The 24,400-nt window shown below is 68.1% G+C and carries 24 protein-coding genes; 13 read left to right on the forward strand and 11 right to left on the reverse strand.

Annotated features, from left to right (window positions below):
- Nucleotides 1–34: 34 nt before the first annotated feature.
- On the forward strand, nucleotides 35–658 hold the full coding sequence (locus JOD67_RS01900; protein ID WP_205114336.1) for a hypothetical protein: 624 nt from the start codon (nucleotides 35–37) through the stop codon (nucleotides 656–658).
- 62 nt (nucleotides 659–720) lie between these two features.
- Nucleotides 721–1,350 carry a hypothetical protein gene (locus JOD67_RS01905; RefSeq protein ID WP_205114338.1) on the forward strand — a complete coding sequence of 210 codons (630 nt, stop codon included), beginning with the start codon at nucleotides 721–723 and terminating at the stop codon, nucleotides 1,348–1,350.
- Here the strand turns inward: JOD67_RS01905 and JOD67_RS01910 are convergent.
- Complete coding sequence (locus JOD67_RS01910) at nucleotides 1,347–2,210, reverse strand: exodeoxyribonuclease III (protein ID WP_307782235.1); 864 nt, start codon at nucleotides 2,208–2,210, stop codon at nucleotides 1,347–1,349. The two genes, JOD67_RS01905 and JOD67_RS01910, sit on opposite strands and share 4 nt — an antisense overlap.
- Before the next feature lie 67 nt (nucleotides 2,211–2,277).
- Here JOD67_RS01910 and JOD67_RS01915 point away from each other — a divergent pair, with 67 nt between their 5' ends.
- Entirely contained in the window at nucleotides 2,278–3,210 is a 933-nt protein-coding gene (locus JOD67_RS01915; protein ID WP_205114342.1) for a helix-turn-helix transcriptional regulator, read from the forward strand.
- Here the strand turns inward: JOD67_RS01915 and JOD67_RS01920 are convergent.
- Nucleotides 3,207–4,382 (reverse strand): hypothetical protein, encoded by a 1,176-nt coding sequence (locus tag JOD67_RS01920; protein WP_239553690.1) that lies wholly within the window; start codon nucleotides 4,380–4,382, stop codon nucleotides 3,207–3,209. The two genes, JOD67_RS01915 and JOD67_RS01920, sit on opposite strands and share 4 nt — an antisense overlap.
- Nucleotides 4,383–4,504: 122 nt before the next feature.
- On the opposite strand from JOD67_RS01920, the gene JOD67_RS01925 reads away from it, so the two are divergent.
- Together JOD67_RS01925 and JOD67_RS01930 are read left to right on the forward strand one after the other, a co-directional pair.
- Nucleotides 4,505–5,905: a tryptophanase gene (locus JOD67_RS01925; RefSeq protein WP_307782236.1), complete on the forward strand. Its 1,401-nt coding sequence runs from the start codon at nucleotides 4,505–4,507 to the stop codon at nucleotides 5,903–5,905.
- 9 nt (nucleotides 5,906–5,914) lie between these two features.
- Entirely contained in the window at nucleotides 5,915–7,294 is a 1,380-nt protein-coding gene (locus tag JOD67_RS01930) for a tryptophanase (RefSeq protein WP_205114348.1), read from the forward strand.
- Between the two features lie 647 nt (nucleotides 7,295–7,941).
- Here the strand turns inward: JOD67_RS01930 and JOD67_RS01935 are convergent.
- The 3 genes from JOD67_RS01935 to JOD67_RS01945 form a co-directional block, all read right to left on the reverse strand.
- Nucleotides 7,942–8,787, reverse strand: a complete 846-nt coding sequence (locus JOD67_RS01935; protein ID WP_307782237.1) for a sugar phosphate isomerase/epimerase family protein — start codon at nucleotides 8,785–8,787, stop codon at nucleotides 7,942–7,944.
- 78 nt (nucleotides 8,788–8,865) lie between these two features.
- On the reverse strand, nucleotides 8,866–10,971 hold the full coding sequence (locus JOD67_RS01940; protein ID WP_205114352.1) for an alpha-amylase family protein: 2,106 nt from the start codon (nucleotides 10,969–10,971) through the stop codon (nucleotides 8,866–8,868).
- The gene (locus tag JOD67_RS01945) at nucleotides 10,961–11,905 is read right to left on the reverse strand and encodes a dihydrodipicolinate synthase family protein (protein ID WP_205114354.1); all 945 of its coding nucleotides are present in this window, start codon (nucleotides 11,903–11,905) and stop codon (nucleotides 10,961–10,963) included. Before JOD67_RS01945 ends, JOD67_RS01940 begins: the two co-directional genes overlap by 11 nt.
- 126 nt (nucleotides 11,906–12,031) lie before the next feature.
- Here JOD67_RS01945 and JOD67_RS01950 point away from each other — a divergent pair, with 126 nt between their 5' ends.
- From JOD67_RS01950 to JOD67_RS01980, 7 genes are all read left to right on the forward strand, one after another.
- Nucleotides 12,032–12,847, forward strand: a complete 816-nt coding sequence (locus JOD67_RS01950) for an IclR family transcriptional regulator (protein ID WP_205114356.1) — start codon at nucleotides 12,032–12,034, stop codon at nucleotides 12,845–12,847.
- A gap of 174 nt (nucleotides 12,848–13,021) precedes the next feature.
- On the forward strand, nucleotides 13,022–13,909 hold the full coding sequence (locus JOD67_RS01955; RefSeq protein WP_205114358.1) for a carbohydrate ABC transporter permease: 888 nt from the start codon (nucleotides 13,022–13,024) through the stop codon (nucleotides 13,907–13,909).
- 96 nt (nucleotides 13,910–14,005) lie between these two features.
- Nucleotides 14,006–14,815 carry a carbohydrate ABC transporter permease gene (locus tag JOD67_RS01960; RefSeq protein WP_307782238.1) on the forward strand — a complete coding sequence of 270 codons (810 nt, stop codon included), beginning with the start codon at nucleotides 14,006–14,008 and terminating at the stop codon, nucleotides 14,813–14,815.
- A 9-nt stretch (nucleotides 14,816–14,824) separates the two neighbouring features.
- On the forward strand, nucleotides 14,825–16,120 hold the full coding sequence (locus JOD67_RS01965) for an ABC transporter substrate-binding protein (RefSeq protein ID WP_205114363.1): 1,296 nt from the start codon (nucleotides 14,825–14,827) through the stop codon (nucleotides 16,118–16,120).
- A gap of 11 nt (nucleotides 16,121–16,131) precedes the next feature.
- The gene (locus JOD67_RS01970) at nucleotides 16,132–17,217 is read left to right on the forward strand and encodes a mandelate racemase/muconate lactonizing enzyme family protein (RefSeq protein WP_205114365.1); all 1,086 of its coding nucleotides are present in this window, start codon (nucleotides 16,132–16,134) and stop codon (nucleotides 17,215–17,217) included.
- 145 nt (nucleotides 17,218–17,362) lie between these two features.
- Nucleotides 17,363–17,698: an ArsR/SmtB family transcription factor gene (locus JOD67_RS01975; protein ID WP_205114367.1), complete on the forward strand. Its 336-nt coding sequence runs from the start codon at nucleotides 17,363–17,365 to the stop codon at nucleotides 17,696–17,698.
- The gene (locus JOD67_RS01980; RefSeq protein ID WP_205114369.1) at nucleotides 17,695–18,519 is read left to right on the forward strand and encodes a VOC family protein; all 825 of its coding nucleotides are present in this window, start codon (nucleotides 17,695–17,697) and stop codon (nucleotides 18,517–18,519) included. Before JOD67_RS01975 ends, JOD67_RS01980 begins: the two co-directional genes overlap by 4 nt.
- On the opposite strand, the gene JOD67_RS01985 is transcribed toward JOD67_RS01980, so the two are convergent.
- The 6 genes from JOD67_RS01985 to yczE are packed head-to-tail and all read right to left on the reverse strand — an operon-like array spanning nucleotide 18,500 to nucleotide 23,844.
- On the reverse strand, nucleotides 18,500–19,699 hold the full coding sequence (locus JOD67_RS01985) for a low temperature requirement protein A (RefSeq protein WP_239553691.1): 1,200 nt from the start codon (nucleotides 19,697–19,699) through the stop codon (nucleotides 18,500–18,502). The two genes, JOD67_RS01980 and JOD67_RS01985, sit on opposite strands and share 20 nt — an antisense overlap.
- Nucleotides 19,700–19,747: 48 nt before the next feature.
- Complete coding sequence (locus JOD67_RS01990) at nucleotides 19,748–20,410, reverse strand: HAD family hydrolase (protein ID WP_205114371.1); 663 nt, start codon at nucleotides 20,408–20,410, stop codon at nucleotides 19,748–19,750.
- Nucleotides 20,407–20,793, reverse strand: a complete 387-nt coding sequence (locus JOD67_RS01995; RefSeq protein WP_205114373.1) for a VOC family protein — start codon at nucleotides 20,791–20,793, stop codon at nucleotides 20,407–20,409. Before JOD67_RS01995 ends, JOD67_RS01990 begins: the two co-directional genes overlap by 4 nt.
- 54 nt (nucleotides 20,794–20,847) lie before the next feature.
- Nucleotides 20,848–22,305, reverse strand: coding sequence for a glycoside hydrolase (locus JOD67_RS02000; RefSeq protein WP_205114374.1), 1,458 nt, complete (start codon nucleotides 22,303–22,305; stop codon nucleotides 20,848–20,850).
- 43 nt (nucleotides 22,306–22,348) lie between these two features.
- The gene (locus tag JOD67_RS02005; RefSeq protein WP_205114375.1) at nucleotides 22,349–23,224 is read right to left on the reverse strand and encodes an LLM class flavin-dependent oxidoreductase; all 876 of its coding nucleotides are present in this window, start codon (nucleotides 23,222–23,224) and stop codon (nucleotides 22,349–22,351) included.
- Nucleotides 23,221–23,844 carry a membrane protein YczE gene (gene yczE / locus JOD67_RS02010; RefSeq protein WP_307782239.1) on the reverse strand — a complete coding sequence of 208 codons (624 nt, stop codon included), beginning with the start codon at nucleotides 23,842–23,844 and terminating at the stop codon, nucleotides 23,221–23,223. The genes JOD67_RS02005 and yczE overlap by 4 nt, the downstream gene beginning before the upstream one ends.
- Nucleotides 23,845–23,904: 60 nt before the next feature.
- On the opposite strand from yczE, the gene JOD67_RS02015 reads away from it, so the two are divergent.
- Complete coding sequence (locus JOD67_RS02015; protein WP_205114377.1) at nucleotides 23,905–24,366, forward strand: MarR family winged helix-turn-helix transcriptional regulator; 462 nt, start codon at nucleotides 23,905–23,907, stop codon at nucleotides 24,364–24,366.
- The last annotated feature ends 34 nt before the right edge of the window (nucleotides 24,367–24,400 follow it).

A 24,400-nucleotide genomic window follows, 5' to 3' on the forward strand; every position in this document is an offset into this window, starting at 1 on the left:
GGCCTTACACTCCCGAGCAAGGGGGGTGGTAGGTATGACAGTTCTGGATTCACCGCCGGTCCAAGAGGTGCCCACCCAGGGTCGCTGGTGGATGATCCCGGTGGCCCTGGTGCTGCTGGCCGGCCTGACCTGGGTGGCGTTCACGTCGCTGTATTCGCCGATCCAGCCCAACGGCTTCGGTGGCGGTCGCGGCGGAGCGCAGCTCGTCGGCCAACCTTGGAATGGCGAGGGGTTCGCTCTGACCGGACCGGTGAACGGGACCAGCGAGGTGCTGATCGGGCTCGACAACGACGGTCCACTGACCATTCGCCTGCTGGGCGACGACTTCGAGGACGACCTCCCGCCGCGGCGGGAACTGAGCTGGGCTCCGGACATGAGTCCGCGCGACAACCTCATGGGCGGCTACCCGGACGAGGTGCGCCCGTTCCCGGTCACGCTCGCACCGGGCGAGCAGATCACCCTGGTGATCAAGGTAACCAAGGAGGGATGCGTCTACTCCGATGGCGGAGCGGGCGGAGCCGTCATCGTGCAAGTCCCGCTGCGCTGGTCGGTGCTCGGCCGGGAACGCACGCACACGCTCGACGCGGAGAAGCCGGACACCGGGATGCGGCCGATCAAGGTCTGCCCGATGGCCGACGAGGTGAACCAGGTCCAGTAGGAACCGATCGGGCCGTGCTCTCCGTCTGAGAGGGCGGTGCACCTCACCCAAAGGGGGATGGGATGGTCGCTGTCATGACACCGCCGGCCGCGCCGGCGAAGAAGTCACTGGATGCGCGCACCGCGGTCTGGGTCGCCCTCTCGCTGGCCCTGCTGGTCGGGGTCCCGTGGGTGACGTTCTCCTTGCTGTACTCGCCGATCCGTTCCGGCAACATGAGCGCACCAGGCGAGAACGTCGCCTGGCTCACCGATGGGCTCCACCAGACCAACGTGATCGTGACCGGCAAGGAGGGCACGATCGGTGTCATGGGGTTCGCGCTGGAGAACGCGGGCCCGGTGCCGATCCGCATCGACGGACCGGTCGTCGAAGGCCTCGAGCACGGCACCCGTCCCCTTCGCGGCGCGACGTGGAGCCCGTACATCAACGCCGACGGGCAACCCGTCGACCCGGGCCGGGACCGGCTGCCGTTCCCCAAGACCTTGCGGTCCGGCGAGCAGATCACGGTGTGGGTCGAGATCCGGAAGTACGAGTGCAACGGCAGCACGCAATGGCTCGACCGCATCCCGCTGCGCTGGAACGTCCTCGGTCTCCCGCGTCAGAGCGACTGGATGCTCGACGACCCGCAGGACGATATGACCGCGCCGATGGTCTTCTGCTACCCGGACAGCGCCCTGAAGTACGTCGCCCGCTAGGCCTGCGGGAGCTTGTGCGCGCCGCGCTTCGGGGCGCGTGCTGACGGGGGCGGGACCATCGGGCCGATGTCGCCGTCCGGCGCCTCGTCCAGGTCGACGATCACCGGCGCGTGGTCGCTCGGCCCGGTGCCCTTGCGCGCGTGCCGGTCCACCCAGGCCGCCGCGACGCGCGCGGCCACCGGCGCCGTGGCGAGCATGAGGTCGATGCGCATGCCCAGGTCCTTGTGGAACATGCCCGCCCGGTAGTCCCAGTACGTGAACACCCGCTCCGACGGCCACCGATCGCGCACCACGTCATGCAGGGAGAACGACGACTGCAACGCTGCCAGCGCAGCACGCTCCGGCGGCGTCACGTGGGTCTGGGTGGCGTACGCCTCAGGGTCGAACACGTCGGCGTCGGTCGGTGCGATGTTCATGTCCCCACACACCATCGCGTCCGAAGGCCCGGACGAGACGACGGCCTGCAGAGCGGCGAGCCAGGCGAGCTTGTAGTGGTAGTGATCGGAGTCCGGCACCCGCCCGTTCGGTACGTACACCGACGTCACCCGTACGCCACCACACGTCCCCGACACCGCCCGCGCCTCGACGTGCGGAAAGCCCGGCGCACCGGCGAGTGACACGGCGGGATCCGAGAGCCCGACCCGAGACAGCAGGGCGACGCCGTTCCACTGCGCCTCCCCCGCCACCGCGATCTCGTACCCGCGCGACGACAGCTCCGAGCCGAGCAGGTCGAGGAACGCCTCGTCAGTCAGCTTCGTCTCCTGCAGGCACACGACGTCCGGCTTGCGCTGATCCAGCCAGGGCAGCAGCCGTGGCACGCGTTGCTTCACCGAGTTCACGTTCCAGGTCGCGATCCGCACCCGTCCACCGTAGTCGCGCGCGCAAAGTGCGCAGCCCGTGAGCGGTTTGTTTGCCAGACTGGACGCCATGCGCGCCGACCGCCTCGTCGCCACCCTCCTGCTCATGCAGTCGCGGGGTCGCGTCACCGCGGCCGAGATCGCCACGGAGCTCGAGGTCTCGGTCGCGACCGCCCGGCGCGACCTCGAGGCGCTGTCCACCGCCGGCATCCCCGTCTACCCGCAGCCCGGACGCAACGGCGGCTGGGAGCTGGTTGGCGGCGCGCGTACGGACCTGTCCGGGCTCACCGCGAACGAGGCGCAGGCGCTGTTCCTCCTCGCCGGCCCCGCCGCGGCGATCACACCCGAGGTCAAGTCGGCCCTGCGCAAGCTGGTCAGAGCGCTGCCCGACACGTTCCGCGCCGACGCCGAGGCGGCCGCCAGCGCGGTCGTCATCGACCCCGCCCGCTGGGGCGAGCACACCCGCGAGCGCCCCGAGCTCGTCCAGCGCCTGCAGACCGCGGTGGTCCGCCGCCGCAAGGTCCGGCTCGCATATGGACGTAGCGAGCAGGAACGCCTGGTCGAGCCGTGGGGACTCGTCGACAAGGACGAGCACTGGTACCTCATCGCCGGCACCGACGACGGCCAGCGCACGTTCCGCGTCGACCGGATCAGCGAGGCCGAGGTCACCGACGAGTCGTTCGAACGGCCCGCGGACTTCGACGTCGCCGAAGCGTGGGAGGGGGTCGTCGACTGGGTGGAGCGGCAGCGGTCGCAGACCACGGCGACCGTCCGTACGCAGGCTTGGTGCGCGCGGATCCTCGCGGACCAGTTCGGCCGCCAGTATGAGCTGGCCGAAACGCTCGAAGACGGCCGCGTACGAGTCCGTCTGTCCGCCACCGCGCCGGTGATGATCGCCCAGCTCCTCGTCGGCTGGGGCAAGCTCGTCGAGCTCGAAGGCCCCGCCGAGGTCCGCGCTGAGCTCGTCCGGCTGGCCACCGAGGCACTGGCGACCAACGGCTAGACCTGAGGGGCGTCGAACGCGGGATACAGCGGCAACAGGTCGATCGCCGGCCAGCGCTTCTCGAGCTGGCCGGCGATCAGGTCTGCCAGCTCGCCGAGCGGGGCGAGTTCCTTGCGTTCGGCGGCCAGCCTGGTGAGATGGGCGATCCGCAGCCGGACGACCTCCGCCGGCGCGGCGACGGCGAAGTCGACCCCCTCGAAGTAGAGGCGCTCCCCTGCCTTCGGGTCCGTGAGCGTCCGCTCGAGTTGGAAGCCGGCCGTCGTGATCGCCCAGAACGCTTGGCTGGCGGCGAATCCGGCTTCGAACTCATCCTCGTCCAGCTCCGGCCGGGCCGCGAGCAGCCGGTCGCGGTATCGCGCGACCAGCTGAGACGACAGCTCGTCAGGCAACCGTCGTAGGCACCAGCAGGTGGGCATGAACGTGCGCACGTACGACAGGTCCAGCAACGCGTGCCGGCAACCGGCGAACTCCAGGTCGAACAGCGTCACGCGACCGTCCGGCCCGACCTGGTTGTTGTCCGGGCAGCAGTCCGCGACCGTGAACGCCCACCACCTGTCGTCCGGCGCCAGCTGCGCATCCACCCACGCGACGGCCTCCGCGAAGCCAGCGGGAAGCGGGCCGATGCCCAGCTTCGCGAACGCCTCGGCGAGGCGCGCGAAGCCGCCGTCGGAGAGCAGTTCGGTGAAGCTTCGCGGCGGGTCGTACTCGGCCCGGACCGCATCGTGCGCGGCCCGGTGACCGAACGTCGCGAGGTGCACCTCGAGCAGCGCGTCGACCCACCCCTCCAACCCCGCCCGGGCCTGCTCGGCCGTGCCGCGCAGCAGGATCTCGGCGAGGTCCGGCGAGGTGCCGATGTCCCGCGACAGCACCACCGCCTTGTCCGTGCCGACGGGACCGCCGGCGTAGAACGTGGGCACAGTCGCCGGCGGACGAGGGAGCTGGGCGAGGAAGCGCATGCCCGCCAGCTCGTTCCACAACGTCTCCTCGCGCCCGCCGTACCGGCAGATCGCGGTCTCCACCGGCGCCCCGCCGAGAGTCAGCCGGAACACTGATGTGCGCCCGCTCTTCACGTACTCCTGCGCGACGACGATCACCGCGCGATCGAAGTGCGTGCTCAACAGCCCCGCTACCTCTTCCAGCACCCCAGCAGGCAGGACGTGATCCGCGGACATCCGTCGAGGCTAGCCCAGCACCGAAAGATAGGCAGTTGGCGAGGGGTTCTACCGATACGTGGGCAGGTCCCCGGCGGCTAGGGTCTTCGTCGGGGGGTCGCACAAGATGGAAGGTCATCCACGTGCGTGACAGCAGATTTCATACGGTCATCGAGCCGTTCAGGATTCACAGCATCGAACCAGTACGACTGATCAGCCGGAGCGAACGTCAAGCACGCCTTGACGAGGCGGGTTGGAACCTCTTCGCGCTGCATGGCGACGACGTTCTCATCGACCTGCTGACCGACTCCGGTACCGGCGCTCTGTCGAACGAGCAGTGGGCCGCGATCCAGCGCGGCAACGAGGGGTACGCGGGATCGCCTTCGTGGTTTCGGTTCCGCGACGCGGTACATGAGCTGTTCCCGTTCAAGCACGTGATCCCGACCCACCAGGGTCGTGCCGCGGAGAAGATCCTCTTCGGCGTGGTCGGCGGGTCGGGCAAGGTGATCCCGAACAACACCCACTTCGACACCACTCGCGCACACGTCGAGTTCAGTGGTGCCGAAGGGGTCGACCTCGTCGTCCCGGAAGGCCTCGATCCGCGCAATCGCCATCCGTTCAAGGGGAACGTCGACATCCCGGCCCTCTCGCGGCTGCTAGCTTCACGTGCCGAAGACGTACCGCTGGTGATGGTGACGATCACGAACAACTCCGGTGGCGGCCAGCCGGTGTCGCTCGCCAACCTGCGCGCGGTCCGCGAGCTGTGCGACGAATACGACAAGCCGTTGTTCCTCGACGCCTGCCGGTTCGCCGAGAACGCCTGGTTCATCAAGACACGCGAGCCCGGCTACGTGAACGTCGCAGTCGCCGACATCGTGCGGGAAATGGCGGCGCTGGCCGACGGCATGACGATGTCGGCGAAGAAGGACCCGCTCGCGAACATCGGCGGCTGGCTCGCGATGAACGACGACGCGCTCGCCTCGGAGTGCCGCAACCTGGCGATCCTGACCGAGGGGTTCCCGACGTACGGCGGGCTCGCAGGTCGCGACCTCGACGCGATCGCGGTCGGGCTGCGCGAGTCCGTCGACGAGGACTACCTGCGCTACCGGATCGCCTCGACCGCCTACCTTGGCGAGGGACTGGAGCGCGCGGGTGTCCCGGTCGTCGTGCCGTTCGGCGGACACGCGATCTTCATCGACGCCCGCGAGCTGTTGCCACACCTGCCGGCGTTGCAGTACCCGGGGCACGCGCTGGCCTGCGCGCTGTACGTCGAGGGCGGCATCCGTTCCTGCGAGATCGGCACCGTGATGTTCGGCATGGGCGCCGACGGAGTCGAGCGACCGGCGCCGATGGACCTTGTCCGGTTGGCGATTCCGCGGCGTACGTACACGCACAACCACCTGGACTACGTCATCGAGGTGGTCACGTACGTCGCGCGGAACAGCGACCAGATCGCGGGGCTCGAGATCGTCGAGCAACCCGAGCGACTGCGGCACTTCAGTGCCCGCTTCGCCCCGTTGCGGAAGGTCGAGACGGCCGCGTAGGGTCCCGGCATGCGGGACATCACGTACTCGACAATTATCGAGCCCTTCCGGATCCACAGCGTCGAGCCGATGCGGATGACGAGCCGCTCCGAACGGGCGGAGCGGCTCGCCGAGGCCGGGCGGAACCTGTTCGGCCTGCACGTCGACGACGTGCTCATCGACCTGCTCACCGACTCCGGCACCGGCGCGATGTCGAACGAGCAGTGGGCCGCGATCCAGCGCGGCAACGAGGGGTACGCGGGGGCGCCGTCCTGGTACCGCTTCCGCGACTCGGTGCGGGAGCTGTTCCCGTTCGAACACCTGCTGCCGACCCACCAGGGTCGGGCGGCGGAGAAGATCCTGTTCGGCGTGGTCGGCGGGCCGGGCAAGGTCGTGCCGAACAACACCCACTTCGACACGACGCGGGCGAACGTGGAGTTCAGCGGCGCCGAGGCCGTCGATCTGGTGATCCCGGAGGGGCACGAGCCGCGGAATCGCCATCCGTTCAAGGGGAATCTCGACGTGGCGGCGCTCGACCAGCTGCTCGCCTCGCGAGCGCCTGACGTCCCGTTGGTGATGGTGACGATCACGAACAACTCCGGGGGCGGCCAGCCGGTCTCCCTCGCCAACCTGCGCGCCACACGCGAGGTGTGCGACAAGTACGGCAAGCCGTTGTTCCTCGATGCCTGCCGATTCGCGGAGAACGCGTGGTTCATCAAGACGCGCGAAGAGGGCTATGCCGACAAACCGGTCGCCGACATCGTCCGGGAGCTGGCGGCGCTGGCCGACGGGATGACGATGTCGGCGAAGAAGGACCCGCTGGGCAACATCGGCGGCTGGCTGGCGATGAACGACGACGCGCTGGCCGAGGAGTGCCGGACGATGGGGATCCTCACCGAGGGTTTCCCGACGTACGGCGGGCTCGCCGGCCGCGACCTCGACGCGATCGCGGTCGGGTTGCGCGAGGCTGTCGACGAGGACTACCTGCGCTACCGGATCCGGTCGACGTCGTACCTCGGCGAAGCGCTGGAGAAGGCCGGCGTCCCCGTCGTCGTGCCGTTCGGCGGCCACGCGATCTTCATCGACGCCCGCGAGCTACTGCCGCACCTGCCGCCGCTGCAGTACCCGGGGCACGCGCTGGCCTGCGCGCTCTACGTCGAGGGCGGCGTGCGGTCCTGCGAGATCGGCACCGTGATGTTCGGCATGGGCACGGACGGGGTCGAACGTCCCGCGCCGATGGACCTTGTGCGGTTGGCGATTCCGCGTCGTACGTACACGCAGAGCCACATCGACTACACGATCGAGGTCGTCACCCACGTGGCCAAGCACGCCGAGGAGATCGGCGGCCTGCGAATGGTGACGCAGCCCAAGCGACTGCGCCACTTCACCGCGACGTTCGAACCTGTCTAGCGCCTGGTACGAAAGAGCTGATGCGACGGAGTGGCATCTCGGCATGGCCGACCGGCCGGCTGCACCGAGGTACTCCTCGATGGCTCTCCCTCGGCTCCGACTCGTCCCGGGTGGCCGCAAATGATCATGTTTACATGATCATTTGCCGCTCTACGTGGAATACACCCCGCGTAAAGCACCCACTCGCCAGGCAAAGCGATCCGGTGCCCAACGGCTCGCCGCCAGCCGGCATCGACGAGTGACGCACCAGGTCCTAGGCGCACCGCAGCTCGAGGGCGCCGCCGAGGAACGCGGCCAGGCCTTCGGCCTCGGCGCCGACCTGGCGACGCTCGCAGGGTTGGTGAACCGCACGAGCTGGCCATCGCTCGGCGCGAAGCAGAGGTGCCCGGTGAACGACGCCAGCTCTGTGCGGGTGAGCTGGGCACCGTCGAGAGCCGTTCCGATCAGCCCTACAAGAGCGCGGAGCTCGGTTTCGTCCGCTAAGCCGAAGTGGTTGAGCACGTTCCGATCCAGTCGCGTGCTGGCACACCACAAGCCCAACTCCCGTGCCGACACGACCTGCAGCGTGGCGCGCGTCACCCACAGCGCCTCGCGTACGGGGTCGCGTTCCAGCCCGTCGATCCGAGCCCACGACCATGGACAGTCCCCTAGAGGACGGCCTTCAGCGAAGCGGCAGTCTTCTCGACGACCTCCCGAGCCGGAAGTCCCTTGAGCTCCTTGCTGAACGGCTCGACCTTCACCGGGCCGTCGTAGCCGATATCGCGCAACGCGCCGAGGAAACCGGCGACGTCGATCGTGCCGGTCGTGCCAGGCAGGCAGCGGTCGAGGTCCATCTGCTCGTCGCGCTCGCGATCGGCATGCGCGTCGTTCACGTCGACCGCCACGACCTCGTCGGCGCGCAGCGAGCGCAGGTCGTCGGGCGTCTCGGCGGAGGTGTACCAGTGGTACGTGTCGAGCACGATGCCGACGTTCTTGCTACCGGTGGCGGCGATCAGCTCGCGGGTCTCGCGCAGCGTGTGCACGAACGGGTAGAGCTCGGTCGACCAGAACGTCTTCGGCCCGACGTACTCCAGCCCGAACCGCAGGTTGCCGCCGCGCAGGATCTCGTCGACGAGCGCGATCCGCTCGGTGTAGCGGGCGAAGTTGCGCCGGTACGTGAGCTCGTTGTGCATCGGCCGGATCCACGTGCCCGTCCGGTCGACGCCCGCCGCCTGCAGGATCGCGACCTTGCCGGGCAGCTCGGCCAGCTGGCTGGCGAACCTCGCGGCGTCCGCGGTCAGGTCGACGGGAAGGCCGGCCGGGCCCCAGCGCAGGCCGCGCTCCCCCAGCCGCTTGCCGGCGGTGGCGAGCTGGTCCTGCGGCAGGCCAGCGAGGTACCCGAGGTCGGCCTCGACGGCGGCGAACCCGAACTCCGCCGCCAGCTCGACCGCTTCGTCGAACTCCACCTTCAGGCCGAGCGCCCCGCAGCTCAGGTTGCTCCACAGCTCGGACACGATGCTCCCTCTCGTCGCTTCTGTTGAACGACTGTCATTCTGCCGCTCGCGAGCCACGGACCTGGAACCGTGTCCACATCAGGCCGTCGCGACCGCCAGCACCTCGTGCCCGATGATCTTCGGCACCGTGACGGTCAGCGCTCCGTTCACGATCTCGGCCGGGAGGTCCTGCTCGCTGACCAGTGCACGGACGGTCGATCCCGCGGTCAGCTGCTCGTGGCGGATCCGTACATCGAACGGGCCGACCGGCACCAGCTCGTCGTGCGTACCCGGGATCGGGTCGTAGCTGCCGACGCTCACCAGGTTCAGGACGAGCCCCTCTGCCTGGGCATACAACCGACAGTCGAGCCGACCCTCGCCGTCCACCTCGAGCAGGGCGGGCGCGTCGACCGTCCACCGGACCAGCTCCCCCAGCAGCCGCAGGTGATCGGCTCGCGCGTCTCGCCCGGCCGTACGGTCGAGGTCCGCCGCCGAGTACGCGATCCGCGCGCCGCTGCTCGCGGTCCGGGTCGTCAGCACCGGGATCGAGGTCGGCTCGGGACGCAACCACGCCAGCTCCGGCGGGTACGCGGGGAACGGTTCGACGTACGTCGCGACGATCTCGGCGTCGCGTACGGCGACCCGCTCGAGCCGCCCACCCAACGGCAGGATGGCGGTGTCATCGAATCCCAAGGTCGTGCCCGGCTGGAACCGCAGATAGTCGTGCCGGCTGTAGTCGTCGATGCGGAACACCAACGGAGCGGCACTTCCCGTCGCCTCGCCGGCGAGCGAGACGCCCAGGACGTCGTCGAGCCCGAAGTCCTCGCGCGGCTGGCCGTCCTCGTCCTTCAAGCTCGTCGAGCCGGTCGCCACGACCGAGACCCCACGGTCGACGAGCGCGCCGATCGTGGCGCACTGCTCGTCGCTCAGCATGGCGAGGTCGGGCAGCACGATCGTCCGTACGTCGGCCGTCCGTAGATCGTCGACATGTACCGGCAGGTAAGGGATTCGTGCTCGCTGGAGGGCGGCCACGACGCCGCGATAGGGCGCGACCCCGAGGTTGTCGGCGTCCGCACGACCGTGGAAGCGCACGTTCTGCTCCGACCATACGACGCCGACCTGCGCCAACGGAGTCCGGTCGACGAGGTAGCGCTCGTTCTTCTCATGCCAGCGGAAGATCGGCTCGGCAGTCGCGTACTGCCGGCGGTCCTCGTGGAACGCGCTGATGTGATGCCACCAGGGCTGGATGCCGCCAGCGAACCCGGACGCGGCCCACGTGACCACCTCCGCGACGGGCATGCTGGTCGCGCGGAAGTAGCCGTGGCCGCCGCTGTACATCGCCATGCTCTCCGGCAGCAGCACGTCCCAGCCGACCAGACCGTGCAGCCGCGCGCCGACGTCGGCGTTGTGCGCGAACCCGTCACGGTCGTTGCGCCGCTGGTGGTCGACGAAGAAGATCCTTGCCTGCTTGGCGATCTCGCGTACATTGACGAAGCGACCAGCCATCGCGGCCTGGTCGCCGCTGATCATGCCGACCCACAGGCAGTGTGGTCCGCCGGCCTCGGTGGTGACGACATTGTTCTGCCGCCAGACCTCGGTACGGCGCTGCTCGTTCCAGCGCAGCCAGGCGCGGTATGTGGGGTCGTCGTAGTCGACGGCGCGCGGCAGGTCACCGAACGAGCTGGCGCAGTTCGCGCAGTAGCAGATCTGCGCCGCGCCGAGGCCGGTCCAGCTGTTGTCGGCGAACCCGTCGGGGTGGCTGCGTTCGACGATCTCGCGGAGGATCTCCAGCAGGTACTCGTCGTAGTACGGGCTGTTGACGCAGGCGACGTACCGTTCGCCGGCGCGGTAGGGATGTCCGTCGGCGTCGTGCGCGAACCAGTCGGGGTGCGCGCGGTAGAAGTCCTCGGTCGCGCGGTTGGAGTCCATCCGGGCGACGACCGTGAGCCCTTCCTCGCGCGCGTCGCGGACGACGTCGCCGTACAGGTCGCGATCGCCGAGCCCGGTGGCACGGTGGTGGAGTGGGTTCGCGCTCGGGTAGTAGGCGACGATCCCGCCAGCGTTGACGATCACGCCTTGGACGCGAGTCTTTCGCCAGTGCGCGCGCCAGAACGCGGAGTCGTAGCGCGTCGGGTCGACCTCGGTGAGGTTCGTCTGGCCCCAGCGCAGCGTGCGGCGGTACCAGGGCAGGACGTCAGCGCTCATGGACGGGCTCCCGGATCAGTCGGGCGGCGAGCGGTAGGGCGACTGCGGCGAGCTGCTGCTGCTCCGCGATCGTGAGTGGCGCGACGGGTGCGGCGGCGGTCGGTGCGGCAAGCAGGCCGAGCTCGTGCATCACCCACTTGAGCGCGGCGATCGAGCCGATCCACTCGGCGCGTCCTGGCAGCGCGAGGGACTGGACGAGCGACACGACGTCCGCCTGGTGCTGCCGGCTCAGCGCGAGATCGCCCGCCTTGGCCGCTTCAACCAGGTCGACGAACGTACGCGGCGCCAGGTTCGCCAACGTACACACGGCACCGTCGCCGCCCGCCACGATGCTCACGTCGATTAGCGACTCGACACCCATGAGGCAGCGGAACGGGAGGTCCTCCATCCGCAGCCGGTGCAGCAGGCCGCGGTACCAGGAGAAGTCGCCGGCTGTGTCCTTGAGCCCAACTGCCGCTCCCCTGCTTGCCAACCGCAGCACGGTCTCGTGCGTCAACGTGACCTTGACAAGCTGTGGGAGGTTGTACAACAGCAGCGGGCGATCGGTCGCCGCGGCGATGGCTTCGTAGTAGGAGGCGATCTCCGCCGGGGCGAACGACGCGTAGTAGGGCGCGACCGCGGCGACATGCGTCGCCCCCGCGACAGCAGCAGCTTCGGCCTGTGCACACGCGAGTTTGGTTGACGTGTCACCCACATGCGCGATGACGACACCGCGACCGTCCGCGGCGAGGGCCACCGCCTCGACCACGGCGGCGCGCTCCGGCGGGGACAGGTCGTGCAGCTCGCCGGTGGACCCGTTCACCCAGATCCCGGCCACGCCCGCGGCGAAGAACCGGTCACAAAGAGCGGCGAGCTCGTCGAGCGCCGGCTGGCCGTCGGTACGCATCGGGAGGACGATCGGCACGATCAGGCCCTGCAGCTGTGCGTTGCTCATCCTCAGTCCTTCACATATGTGATTGACTTGCGCATACGCGAACCGCTTGTCAGCGTAGGCGTGCCGGAGTGGACCGACAAGGGCTGGAAGCGGACACCGCCCAGCAGACACCGAGGGGAGGGCGCGATGGTTCAGGAGCTCACCGACGACGGCTACCGACCGGTGAAGTCCGCCGACCGCGTCCTCACGATCCTCGAGGTGCTGGCGGCGAGTCCGGCCCGGCGCGGCCTGTCCGACCTCGGGCGCGAGCTCGGGATCCCGGTGAGCAGCCTGCACGCGATCCTGCGCACGATGCAGCGGCGCGGCTGGCTGGAGGTCGACGAGACCGGGACGCGGTTCGGCATCGGCGTCGAGGCGCTGCGGGTCGGGTCGGCGTACGCGCGGGCGGACGACATCGTGTCGCGTGCCGAGCCCGTGCTCGACTGGCTGAGCGACGAGACCGGCGAGACCGTGCACTACGGCCGGCTCGAGGGCGCGCACGTCGTCTACCTGGCCAAACGTGAGTCGCGGCACTCGTTGCGGATCTACTCCGCGATCGGCAAGCGGATCCCTGCCCACGCTGCGGCTCTGGGTAAGGCGATCCTCGCCGGCTACACCGACGACGCCGTCCGCTCGGTGCTCGGCACCGAGCTGTCCGCGCTGACCGCGCGGACCAAGACGTCGGTCGGCGCGCTGCTCACCGACCTGGCCAAGGCGCGCAAGCTCGGGTACGCGACCGAGACCGAGGAGAGCGACGAGGGCCTCGGCTGCGTCGCGGTGCACGTACCCGACCGTTCACCGCCGCGGGACGCGATCTCGTTCGCCGTCCCGACCGCCCGGCTCAAGCCGGCCCGGGTGGCCGAACTCGCGATCATGTTGCGCCGCGGCCAGACGATGCTGTCCGAGCGACTCTCGCTGCCATGGCCAGTCACACCGCAGGGCTTCCTGCAGGACCTGGACTGAGCGCTCCGGTCGCTCTCGCTGTGCGGAGCGCGCCTCTCGGTGGGCGAAACCGGTCACGTATCCGAGGTTTGCTTGACCGCCCCTGGTGACGTACCTAGATTGAGAATCACTCACCTCCACGAAAGCCACTCACATATGTGAACGCTGCGGCGCGCTCACGGGGCGGATGGTGGTATGGCAGCTCAGGTTGCCAGTCGACGAACGGTCGTCGGTTGGCTCTTCATCGGGCCGGTGATCGCCGGCGTCGTCGCGTTCCAGTTCGTCCCCGTGGTCGTGTCTGTGTACGCGTCCCTCACCGACTGGAGCGGCCTGAGCGCTCCGCGGTTCGCCGGCATCGCCAACTACCTCGAGTTGTTCACCAAGGATCCGCTGTTCTACCTCACGTTGCGGAACACGGCGGTCTTCACGCTCGGCAGCGTGGTGCTGAGTGTTGGCTTCGGACTCGTCCTCGCCCTGCTGGGTAACGAGAAACTGCCCGGCATCGGCATCTTCAAGGCGGCGTTCTTCGCGCCGGTCGTGACGAACTCGGTGGCAGTCGGGTTCGTCTGGTTCTGGCTCTATCAGCCGGAGAACGGGCTGATCAACGGCTTCCTCGCGCAGGCCAACATCGAGGGCCCGACCTGGCTGACCAGCAACAGCTGGGCGATGATCGCGGTGATCATCGTCGCGGTGTGGCAGGGCGTCGGCTACCCGATGCTGATCCTGCTGGCCGGCCTGCAGTCGATCCCGGACTCGCTGCACGAGGCGGCGCGCATCGACGGCGCCTCGGCGTGGTCGCGGTTCTGGCGCGTGACGCTGCCGTTGCTCACACCCAGCCTGTTCTTCCTGACCATCATGCAATTCATCACGTCGTTCCAGATCTTCGGGATCATCTTCGTGATGACCCACGGCGGGCCGGCGAACGCGACGAACGTGTACATCTACCAGGTCTACCAAAGCGCGTTCTCGTTCGGACGACTCGGCTACGCGGCCGCCATGGGCTGGATCCTGTTCGTCATCGTCGGACTCGTGACGTTTCTCCAATGGCGGTTGGAGAAGCGCTGGGTCTTCTACGGCGAGTAGACGGCCATGTCGACGAGCACACTGGCCCGCGGCGCCAGGTCCCACGCGTCGAATCGCATCGACGTGCGTTCCCGGCGGTCGCGTCGGCTCCGTCGCGTGGGTCGTGCGGCCTTGCTGTACGTCGTTCTCGCAGTGCTGGCGATCGCGTTCGCCGTTCCGCTGATCTGGATGGTCAGCGCTTCGTTGAAGCCCGAGAACGAAGTGATGTCGCTGCCGCCGACGTTCATCCCCTCGACTCCGCTGTGGTCGAACTACGTCGAGGCGTTCCACACGGTGCTGCCGTTCTTCTGGAACAGCTCGAAGCTCGCGTTCCTCAACGTGGTCTTCCTGTTGCTGTTCGCGTCGCTCGCGGGCTACGGCTTCGCGCGGCTGCCGTTCCGCGGCAAGAACATCGCGTTCGCCTCCTTGCTCGCGACCGCGATGATCCCCGGCATCATCTACCTGATCCCGCAGTACATCCTCTACCGAGAGATCGGCTGGATCGACACCCACTATCCGTTGTGGATCCCGCGCGTTCTCACGCCGGTGTTCGGCACGTTCCTGCTGCGGCAGGCGTTCATGTCGATCCCGCGCGAGCTCGAGGAGGCCGCCAAGATCGACGGCGCGAACGCGTTCACGATCTACTGGCGGATCATGCTCCCGAACGTCAAGCCCGCCTTGGCAGCGGTCGGGGTGATGACGTTCATGGACTCCTGGAACGACCTGTTCGGCCCGTTGATCTTCGTCAACTCCCAAGAGCTGCAGACGTTGCCGCTCGCGCTGGCCTTGTTCCAAGGCGAGTACTTCACCCAGACCAACCTGATGATGGCCTCGGCCACCATCTCGGTCATCCCTCCCCTGGTGCTGTTCGTCGTGGCACAGAAGTACTTCGTCCAGGGTGTGACGATGACCGGCATCAGAGGCTAGGAGCTTCTTATGCTGAACCGACGAGACCTCCTCCGCGCCTCGGTGGCGGCGGCTGCCGGGCTTGGCCTCGCGTCCTGCTCCTCCGGTGGCAGCGGTGGGAAGACGGCGAGCAACGAACTGACGTTCCTCAACTGGGATCCGATCGAGCAGGGCTCGCCGTTGGCGACCGTTCTCGACGACTTCCAGAAGTCGGGCGACACCACGCTGAAGGTGCAGCCCGCGCCGGCTTCGGACTACGACACCAAGCTGCTCACGATCATGTCGTCGGGCTCGGTGCCGGACGTGATCCGGATCAACGACGACTTCGTGCTCGGCTACTCCCAACAGAACACGTTGCTCGATCTCAACCCGTACATCGAGAAGGACGGGCTGAAGCCGGAGTCGTTCTTCGACCACCCGTTCAACTTCCCGGTGCAGCAGGACGGCAAGCACACCGCGTGGGCGGCGGGAACCCAACCCAACATGGTGTTCTACAACGTCGACGCGTTCAAGGAGGCGGGCGTCCCGCTGCCGCCGACGACGTGGACGGACGAGGGCTGGAAGTGGGAGGACTTCCTCGCCGCGGCGCAGAAGCTGACGATTCCCGATGAGCGGTTCGGCGTTCTCACGTTCGACGACACCTCGTCGGAGACGGTCTTCACGGTGAACAACGGGACCGACGGGATCTACTCCAAGGACGGGAAGCGCTTCACGTTGGCCGATCCTGGCAGCGTCGAGGGCATCCAGTGGATCGCCGACCTGTCGCTGAAGCACAAGGTGCAGCCGCCGTGGTCGACGATCCAGGGCGGCGAGGGCAACCCGAACTTCGCGCTGAACCTGTTCACGACGGGCAAGCTCGCGATGATGACGCGGAACTTCGGGTCGGCGGCGTACATCCGGCAGAACGCCAAGTTCACCTGGGACATCGCGCCGGTGCCGGGGCGGCTGACGCACAAGACGATCAGCACGCTGACGGTGTGGGCGATCCCGGCCAAGGCGAAGAATCCCGATCGCGGGTGGGAGCTGCTCAAGTACTTCACGTCGGCGGAGGGCGCCGCCACGTTGGCGAAGGGCGACCTGATCCCGGCGAACCGTTCGGCCGCCGAGGTCTTCGAGAAGCCGTCGGGCGAGTCGCCGGCACATCAGGGGTTGGTGGTCGCGGCGACGGAGAACGGCGTGAACGAGAACTTCAGCCGGAACATTCAACAGGCGCGGGCGATCTACCGGCCGCAGCTGGATCTCATCTATACCGGGCAGAAGTCCGCGGCGGACGCGCTCGGCGAGGTGAAGGAACGTGTCGAGGCCGCTTTGGCGAGCGGTTCCTGAGAGGACTGAGGATGCAGATTACGCAGGTCGAGTCGATCGTCTTGCTGGGCAAGTACCAACTCGTACGTATCCACACCGACGAGGGTGTCACCGGTGTGGGCGAAGTGAGCCCGATGAACGTCGCGGTGACGGACGCGCTGGTGACGAAGGCGCTTTCTCCTTTGCTGGTGGGAGAGAACCCGGCGGACATCGAGCGGTTGTGGCATCGGATGTACCACGGACCTTACAAGTTGGGGCCGATGGGCGCGCAGCTCGAAGCGATCGCAGGTGTGGACATCGCGCTGTGGGACCTGGCCGGCAAGGTCGCGGGACTGCCGCTGTATGCGCTGCTGGGTGGGGTCTTCCGGGAGGCGCCGGAGGTGTACGCAAGCTCGATGCAGCGTGGGATGACACCGGTGGAGGAGGCGAAGCGGGCGGTTTCCTTTGCTGAGCAGGGGTATCGGGCGTACAAGATCCACTCGGCGACGCCGTGGATGTACGACTCTGGCTTCGACCAGACGTTGGACACCGTGCGCGAGATGCGTGCTGCTGTGGGGGATTCCTTCGACATCCTCGTCGATGTGAACAACGCGTACTTCCCGCACACGGCGGTGAAGATCGCGCGGCAGCTGGAGTCGTATGGGGTGTTCCACTTCGAGGAGCCGCTGGCGGCGCACGACTACGACGGGTATGCGGCTCTGGCGGCCGCGGTGGACATTCCGATCGCGGCTGGGGAGCAAGAGTACACGCGCTGGCAGTTCCGCGATCTCATCTTGCGGGGGCAGGTGGACATCCTGCAGCCGGACGTGATCAAGTGCGGCGGCATCACCGAGTTCCGCCGCATCGCCGCACTGGCATCGACGTTCAACAAGCCGATCACGGTGCACAACACCCAGCCCACGATCGGGACGCTCGCCCACCTGCACCTGTGGATCTCTACGCCGGGCTGCGTGTATCCGCAGGAGTACAACATCGAGCCGCACCCGCTGCGCGACGAGTACCCGATCTGGAAGGAGCCGGTGCTCGTCTCTGAGGGCCGCATGCGCGCGCTGGACGCCCCCGGCCTGGGCGTCGAACTGGACGAAGACGTGGTGCGCCGCCTCTCCGCCGCCGCCTAGACCCGGTGATCATGTACGTGATCATGAAGGCTGAGCCGCTCTATGCGCCAGTTTGGCTTCATGATCACGTACATGATCACGGCGCGGGGTCGGGGGGCGTGGGCTGGGTTGCGAACTATTAACGCGGCGTGCAACTATCCCCTGCATGACCGAGGAGCAGGTCGACACGGCGTTCGCCGCTCTCGCCGACCCCACCCGGCGGCGGGTCGTGCAGCTGCTGGGCGAGCGCCCGTACCGCGCTGGCCAGCTGGCCGAGGCGACCGGCACCACCGCGCCAGCGATGAGCAGGCACCTCCGGGTCCTGCTCAATGCCGGCCTGGTCACCGACGAGCGCGTCGAGGCGGACGCGCGCCACCGGGTGTTCCATCTCAACCCGCAGCCCGTCGAAGCCGTCCAGGCCTGGCTCGACCAAGTCCAGGCGCACTGGAACGAGCAGCTCGGCTCGTTCAAGCGCCACGTCGAACGCCGAGCCAAGAAGTGACCGAGAACTCCGCGACCGCCATCGTCGAGGTCGGTGTCGATCCGCAGACCGCGTTCGACGTCTTCACCGGCGAGATCGACCTGTGGTGGGTACGCGGTCCGATCAACTTCCACGACGCCTCGCGGCTCACCGAGCTCCGCATCGAACCCGGCGTCGGCGGCCGTGTGGTCGAGGTCTACGACGAGGCTGCCGGCGACGTGCTCGTCACGGCCGAGATCACGATCTGGGAGCCCGGCCGCCGGCTCGTTCTGCGCGGCACGATGCAGGAGACCGAGACCGACGTCCGGTTCGAGAAGACCGCGACCGGCACCCGCGTCCAGGTCACGCAGTTCCTGCTGCCCGGCGCTGATCCGCGCAAGGGCGGCTTCGGCTGGGTCGGGAAGGCCCAGGCGTACGGGGCGTGGACCCGTCGCCGCGACGAGGCGCCGCGGCGACCGCGCGAGGTCGGACGGCTCGCGATCGTCTTGTACTACGAGGATCCGAAGGCCACCGCGCGCTGGTTGATGGACGTGTTCCAGCTCGGTTCGTGGGACGTCGACCAGCCGCCGGCGGAGGACGACACGTTCGGCTGGACCGAGTTCCACATCGGCGACAGCAGCGTGGTGTTGCTGCCGATCAAGGGGCAACGTCCGGTTGACATGCCGATCGTCGCGATGCCGTGGGTGTACGTCGACGACCTCGAGGCGCACTACGCGCACGCCGTCTCGCGCGGGGCTCGGGTCGTGTCGAAGATCCGTTCGCACGGTTCGCGTACGTACGTCGCCGAGGACCGCGAGGGGTACCGGTGGACGTTCGCCCAGGCTAGGCCGACGATGCGTTAGCGCGCCGCAGCGTCTGGTGCGCCTGGATGACGTCGATGCTGATCAACACCGTCGTCAAGATGCCCATGACCAGAACGGCGACCGCCAGCGACATGGGCACGGCGGCGGCAGCGAGGACGAGCACTGCCGTGACGCAGAACCTCAACAGGACAGGGCGATCCGACGACATTCGCGTCTGCAGCAAACCGGTCACGACGAGGAACACCGCGACCGGAACGGCGACAGCGAACGCCGCCGCGGTGTCGGTCACCGGTACGGCGTGCTCGATGGTCTCCGCGGCGACCTCGATGCCAGCACCGAGGGCCGCACCGGCGGCGAAGATCGCGTAGTGCCCGTACCCCCAGATGAACGCCGAGCCATCCGACAGCCGCAGGCCACCGATGGCCGGGCGTTTGAAGTACGCCCACCACATGCTGAAGATCAGGAGCAGGCCGCCGCCCGCGAGGATCAGCAACGACGACGAGACGCCGTGGTCGGTGCCGGCCGTCTGGATGGCGATGGTGCTGGCGAGAACGACCTCACCCAGCACGATGATCGTGAACAGTCCATAGCGTTCGGCGATGTGCGCCGGGTGCCAGGACGTGGTTCTTCCGCCTGTTCGTTCGGCCCAGACGGGTACCAGCAGCTCGAGGACGACAAGAATGGCGAAACCAGCTATGCCGATGGATTCGGGCAACGCGAGCCGAACCAGCCAGCCCACTTGGACGATCCCGATGCCGATGGCGTACCGGAGCGCGGTCTGCCGGCCCTCCGGATGCTCGATCGCGGCGCGCACCCACTGGGCGATCATGGCGGTGCGCATGATCGCGTACCCGATGGTGACGAGCAAGTAGTTGTGGTGCTCGAAGGTGGCGGGCACGCCGGCCGCGAGGACGAGGACGCCGGCGATCTGCACGAGGGTGAGGATGCGGTAGGGGACGTCGTCGGTGTCGTACGCGGAGGCGAACCAGGTGAAGTTCATCCACGCCCAGAAGATGGCGAAGAACACCATGGCATAGGCGAGAACGCCTTCCGCGGCATGGTTCTCGGCCAGCGCGTGATGGAGACTGACCGCGGCCTGGGCGACCGCGACCACGAAGCAGAGGTCGAACAGCAGCTCCAGAGGAGTCGCCGCCCGATGCTCCTCGTCCCGATCCCGCGCCACCATCGGCATCCGCCACCGCCGCGCACCTTCGGCCATCTCCGCCACTCCGTCCGCCTACGCCGCGTCAGCCGGCATCGTAGTGCGTCAGAGCAGGACGTCGAGCACCTCCGCCGGACTCCCCAGCCTCCGGAAGCCGTCGACGGGTCGCCTGGTCGGCCAACGGTCGAGGAACCACCCGGCACAGTACGCGCGCATCCCGCAGGCCGCGGCCCCGCTGAGTTCGTCACTCCCGCCATCACCCACGAACACCGCGTCACGCGGTGCCACACCGAGCCGCCGGCAGGCGAGGGCGTAGATCGCGGGATCGGGCTTCGCGCACCCCACCTGGTAGGAGAACACCGCCTCGTCGACCAGTGGGGCGAGTGCACTCCGATGCCAGGCAGCGACCTCCTCCGTCGAGCAGTTGCTGATCAGACCGATGCCCAGTCCGTCCGCCTTCAGGCGACCGAGCGTGTCAAGGATGAGTTGCTCGACGTTCAACAGTGGCGCCGCCTTGGCTGCGAGGCGCTCCTGGTAGAGCGCCTCGATCACCTGGTCGTCTGCTTCCGGGGAAAGGTCGCGCAGGATCTCGCGGAAGTCGATCGGGCGGGTCATGCGCTCGTCTCGCCGGGCGCGCCAACCCCGCTCGAAGACGTCGGCATCGACTCCGAGCCGGTCTGCCGTCGTCGGTTTGGCCTGCCATGACGGGTCGAACTCAGTGACGAGGGTCTCGTAGAGGTCGAAGACGACGGCCTGGGGACGGGTCACTCTTGGTGGATGCAGATCAGGTTGCCACAGGTGTCGTCGAAGACGGCATCCGTGCCGCCGTAGGGCATGGTGGTGGGTTCGAGGGTGAAGGTCACGCCGGCTGCCAGGAGGCGGTCGTAGTCCGCCTTGCAGTCTTCCGATGCCAGCGCGGTCGCCGGTTGGCCGGCGGAGTACAGCGCCTGTTGGAACGTCCGAGCGGCATCGTTCAACGGCGCCAGCTGGAGCTCGGTCCCGTCCGGGTCGTCGGCCGAGACCACGGTCAGCCACCGCGCGGTCTCGCTGTACGGCGCGTCCGTCTTCACCTGGAAGCCCAGCTTCTCTGTATAGAACGCCCGGGCACGCTCCTGATCGTCCACGAAGATCCCGGCCAGCTTGACTCTCATGCCCCGATGCTAGGCCGCCGCCGTCCCCCGTTCATCTCCGATCTTGCGGCAGCGCTACAACGACACGTTGTCGATCTCGAACGTCTGCACCGTGTGGGCCGGGAACCAGGACCAGAACCGCTTTCCGTCCAGCACCGTGTCCGTCGGATGCGCGACGTAACGCTCCCCACCCGCGTCCGTCGTCGTCATCCACCGCCGCACGCCCCCGCCGACGGAGGAGAAGCGGGAGAGGTCGTAGTTGATCCACTGGCCGGTGTCGAAGTTCGCCGTCACCAGCACCAGCCGGCGTGCGGTGGCGTCGTAGGCGGCGACTGTGTTGCCGTCGCCCGGGTCGAGGATCCGCATGCCCGGGCGGATGTGCCGGGAGTACTGCGCGAACACGAAGTACTTCGGGTTGACCTGCCCCAACGTCCCCGCGTTCTCGTCGCAGAAGATCAGGCCCCACTCGAGCCCGTCGAGCGCCTGCCAGTACACCCACGCGGTCGGATGCAGCCAGCGCAGGTCGTACGTGAGGTTGCGCGCCAGCTTCATCCCGATGCCGTCGCCGTCGCCGTACTCCGACTGCCACAACGGCTTGCCCGCGGCGGACACCTCGTTGAACAGCAGGTCCCGCCGGCCGCCCTCGTACTGATAGCCGTGAACGTTGACCCGACCGACCTTTGCCCTTGTGGCACTGGAGAAACTCGCCCAGGTCGACCGCGCCTGGTCGTACAGGCTCTCGTCCGACGCCGCCACGGCGACACCTGTCAACCCGCGGTTGTCCAGCTCCGAACGGAGGTGTCCGATCACCTGTGCCTGGATCGACGGGCTGACGTGACACCCCTCCTGCGTACCGTCCGCTCGCCACCAGTCGGCCGCCGGCTCGTTGAACGCGTCGACGCTGTCGAAGGCGATTCCCCAATGGTCGTGGGCATATTTCGCCACGGTCGCCATATACACAGCGTGCTGCTGGTAGTTCCACGACTGCAGGTTGTCGCCACCGTTGGCCGCGCCGGACGGGTTGTGGTTGATGCACATCCACCACAGCGGCGAGTTCGAGAACAGCTCGAGCAGGTTGGCGCCCCGGTCGCGCGCCTTCGCGAGCATCGCCCGCTGCGGCGCGTCGACGGTCCAGTTCCAGCTGGAGCTCGCTGGGTCGGCGCTGGACCAGTTGAGCCAGAAGCCCTGAATCTGCTTCCAGGACGGAATTCTAGGCGACGCGACCATCGACTCGCCGTTGATCGGGACCGTCGTGCAGCCACCAGCGTTGTAACGCGCGATGTTCATGCCGAGCCCGGGCAGTTGCTGGCCGTCGTACGGCACGGTGTCGCGGGTGAACAGGATGTCGGCGAGCAGGTCCTGCGTGCCATACACGTTGGCCCACCAGCATAGCGACGTGCCCCAGCCCTCCCAGGTGCCCCAGTTGGACTGCGGGTTCACGTTCATCGTGTAGTCGGCGTACGCGGGCCGGAGCTGCAACGCCGAGACCGCCGCGACGCCGGCGGCCGTCGCGAGAACTTGCCGTCTGGTCACCATGTGTCCACATTGTCCCGGCGCCGCGGGCGTCACACCAGGCCTACGGCACCAACCTGCCGGAGCCCTGGACGAGCGGGACGACCTCGCGGGCGAGGACGTCCGCCTGAGCGGCGACGTCGCCGACCGGGGACAGGCTGAAGGCGGTGAAGCCGAGCTTGGTGAACGCGTTGAGCTGGGCGGCGACCTCCTCCGGCGTGCCGCTGACCACGCCATCGCCGGGTGGCGTGGCCGGGTTGACGGCGACGGGGACGTGGTACGCACAGGTGAGCTCGTCGGAGTCGCGGCCGGCATCGGTCGCGGCCTTGAAGAGTCGGTCGCGGAGCACGGGGATCTGGTCGGGCGGCGCGGACCCGTACGACGGGATCCAGCCGTCGGCCAGCTTGCCCGTGATCGCGAGCGCGCGAGGTCCGTACGTACCGAGCCAGATCGGGATGCTCCGTTCAGGCTTGGGCTCGACGTCGGCCAACTCGGTGCGGTAGCGGTTGCCTTCGTAGGTGAACGCGCTCTCGCTCCAGAGGCCGTGCGCGATCCGGATCGCGTCCTCCATGCCGTCGACCTTCTCGCGCGGCGTCGGCACGCCGAGCCCGAACGCGCGGAACTCGTAGTCTGCCGAGCCGCCGCCGAGTCCCAGGATCAGCCGGCCGCCGGAGAGTCGGTCGAACGTCTCCGCCATCTTCGCGACCAGCGCGGGCGACCGGTACGGGACGCCGAGCACGCGTGGGCCGACGCGGATCCGGCTCGTCGCGGCGGCGATCCAGGACAGGACGGTCCAGCTCTCGTACGTCGGATCGGTCCCGCACGGGTGGTCGGACATCCCGACGAAGTCGAACCCGAGCTCCTCGGCCTGCTGCGCGAGGCCGATGGGATCGCTGTCTTGCTCAGCGCCTGGCGGGATGGCAAGGCCGAACGTGATCATGCCTTCTTCCTTACTGGGTTGGGAGAATCGATCGGAACGATCGCGAGTCTCGGCGCGAGGTGGTGGACGAGTGGACCGATCGTGAGCGCGAACAGCAGCGTGCCGATGCCGACCGTGCCCCCGAGCAGCCAGCCGATGATGAGGACGGCGATCTCGATAGCTGTGCGGACGACGCGGATCGAGTGGCCGCGCTTGGCGAGGCCGGTCATCAAGCCGTCGCGTGGGCCGGGCCCGAAGCCGGCGCCAACGTACAGCCCGGTGGCCGCGGCGAGGCCGACGATGCCCGCGACGAGGAGGGCGATGCGGAGCGGGAGGTTGGTCTGTTCGGGGAGGACCGCGAGGGTGAGGTCGACGAACGGGCCGATCAGCAGCACGTTGCAGAGCGTGCCGATGCCGGGGCGTTCGCGGAGGGGAATCCAGGCGAGGAGGACGAGGACGGCGGTGCCGTTCACGATCCACCCCATCGAGACGCCAGTGCGCTCGGCGAGGCCCTGGTGGAGGACGTCCCACGGGCCAAGGCCGAGGTTGGCGCGCACCATCAGGCCGATGGAGACGCCGAACAGGAGGAGACCGCCGCCGAGGGCGACGATCCGGGGCGCGAGACGCGATTTAGGTGACACGTCACCTATATTGTCTCGGGTTAGGTGACACGTCAACTAAAGTTGGTATCGTTCGGTCGCATGACAGAGCCGCGGTGGCTGGACGAGGCGGAAGACCGCGCGTGGCGTGGATTCCGCCGCATGATCGGCCTGCTCAACCTGCAGGTGTATCGGGACCTGGCGGACGGCTCGGGGCTGTCCGAGCCGGATTACGACGTGCTGTCGACCCTGTCGGAGACGCCCGGGCAGCTCTATCGGGTGAACCGGCTGGCGGAGCGGCTGCTCTGGTCGCGGAGCCGGGTGTCGCACCAGGTGACGCGGATGGAGCAGCGCGGGCTGGTGGAACGTTCGGGCAGCGAGAGCGACGGCCGCGGCTCGACCGTCACCCTCACCCGCGCCGGCCGCCGAGCCCTCGAAGCCGCGGCACCGGGACATGTGGAGTCGGTACGGACGAACCTGATCGACCTGCTGACCAAGCAAGAGCTGGCGACACTGGAACGGATCAGCCGCAAGGTCGTCACCCACCTCACCCCCGGCCAATGATCATGTTTACATGATCATTGGCCCCTTTACGCCG

This window comes from Tenggerimyces flavus, from assembly GCF_016907715.1.
Taxonomy (GTDB): Bacteria; Actinomycetota; Actinomycetes; order Propionibacteriales; family Actinopolymorphaceae; genus Tenggerimyces; species Tenggerimyces flavus.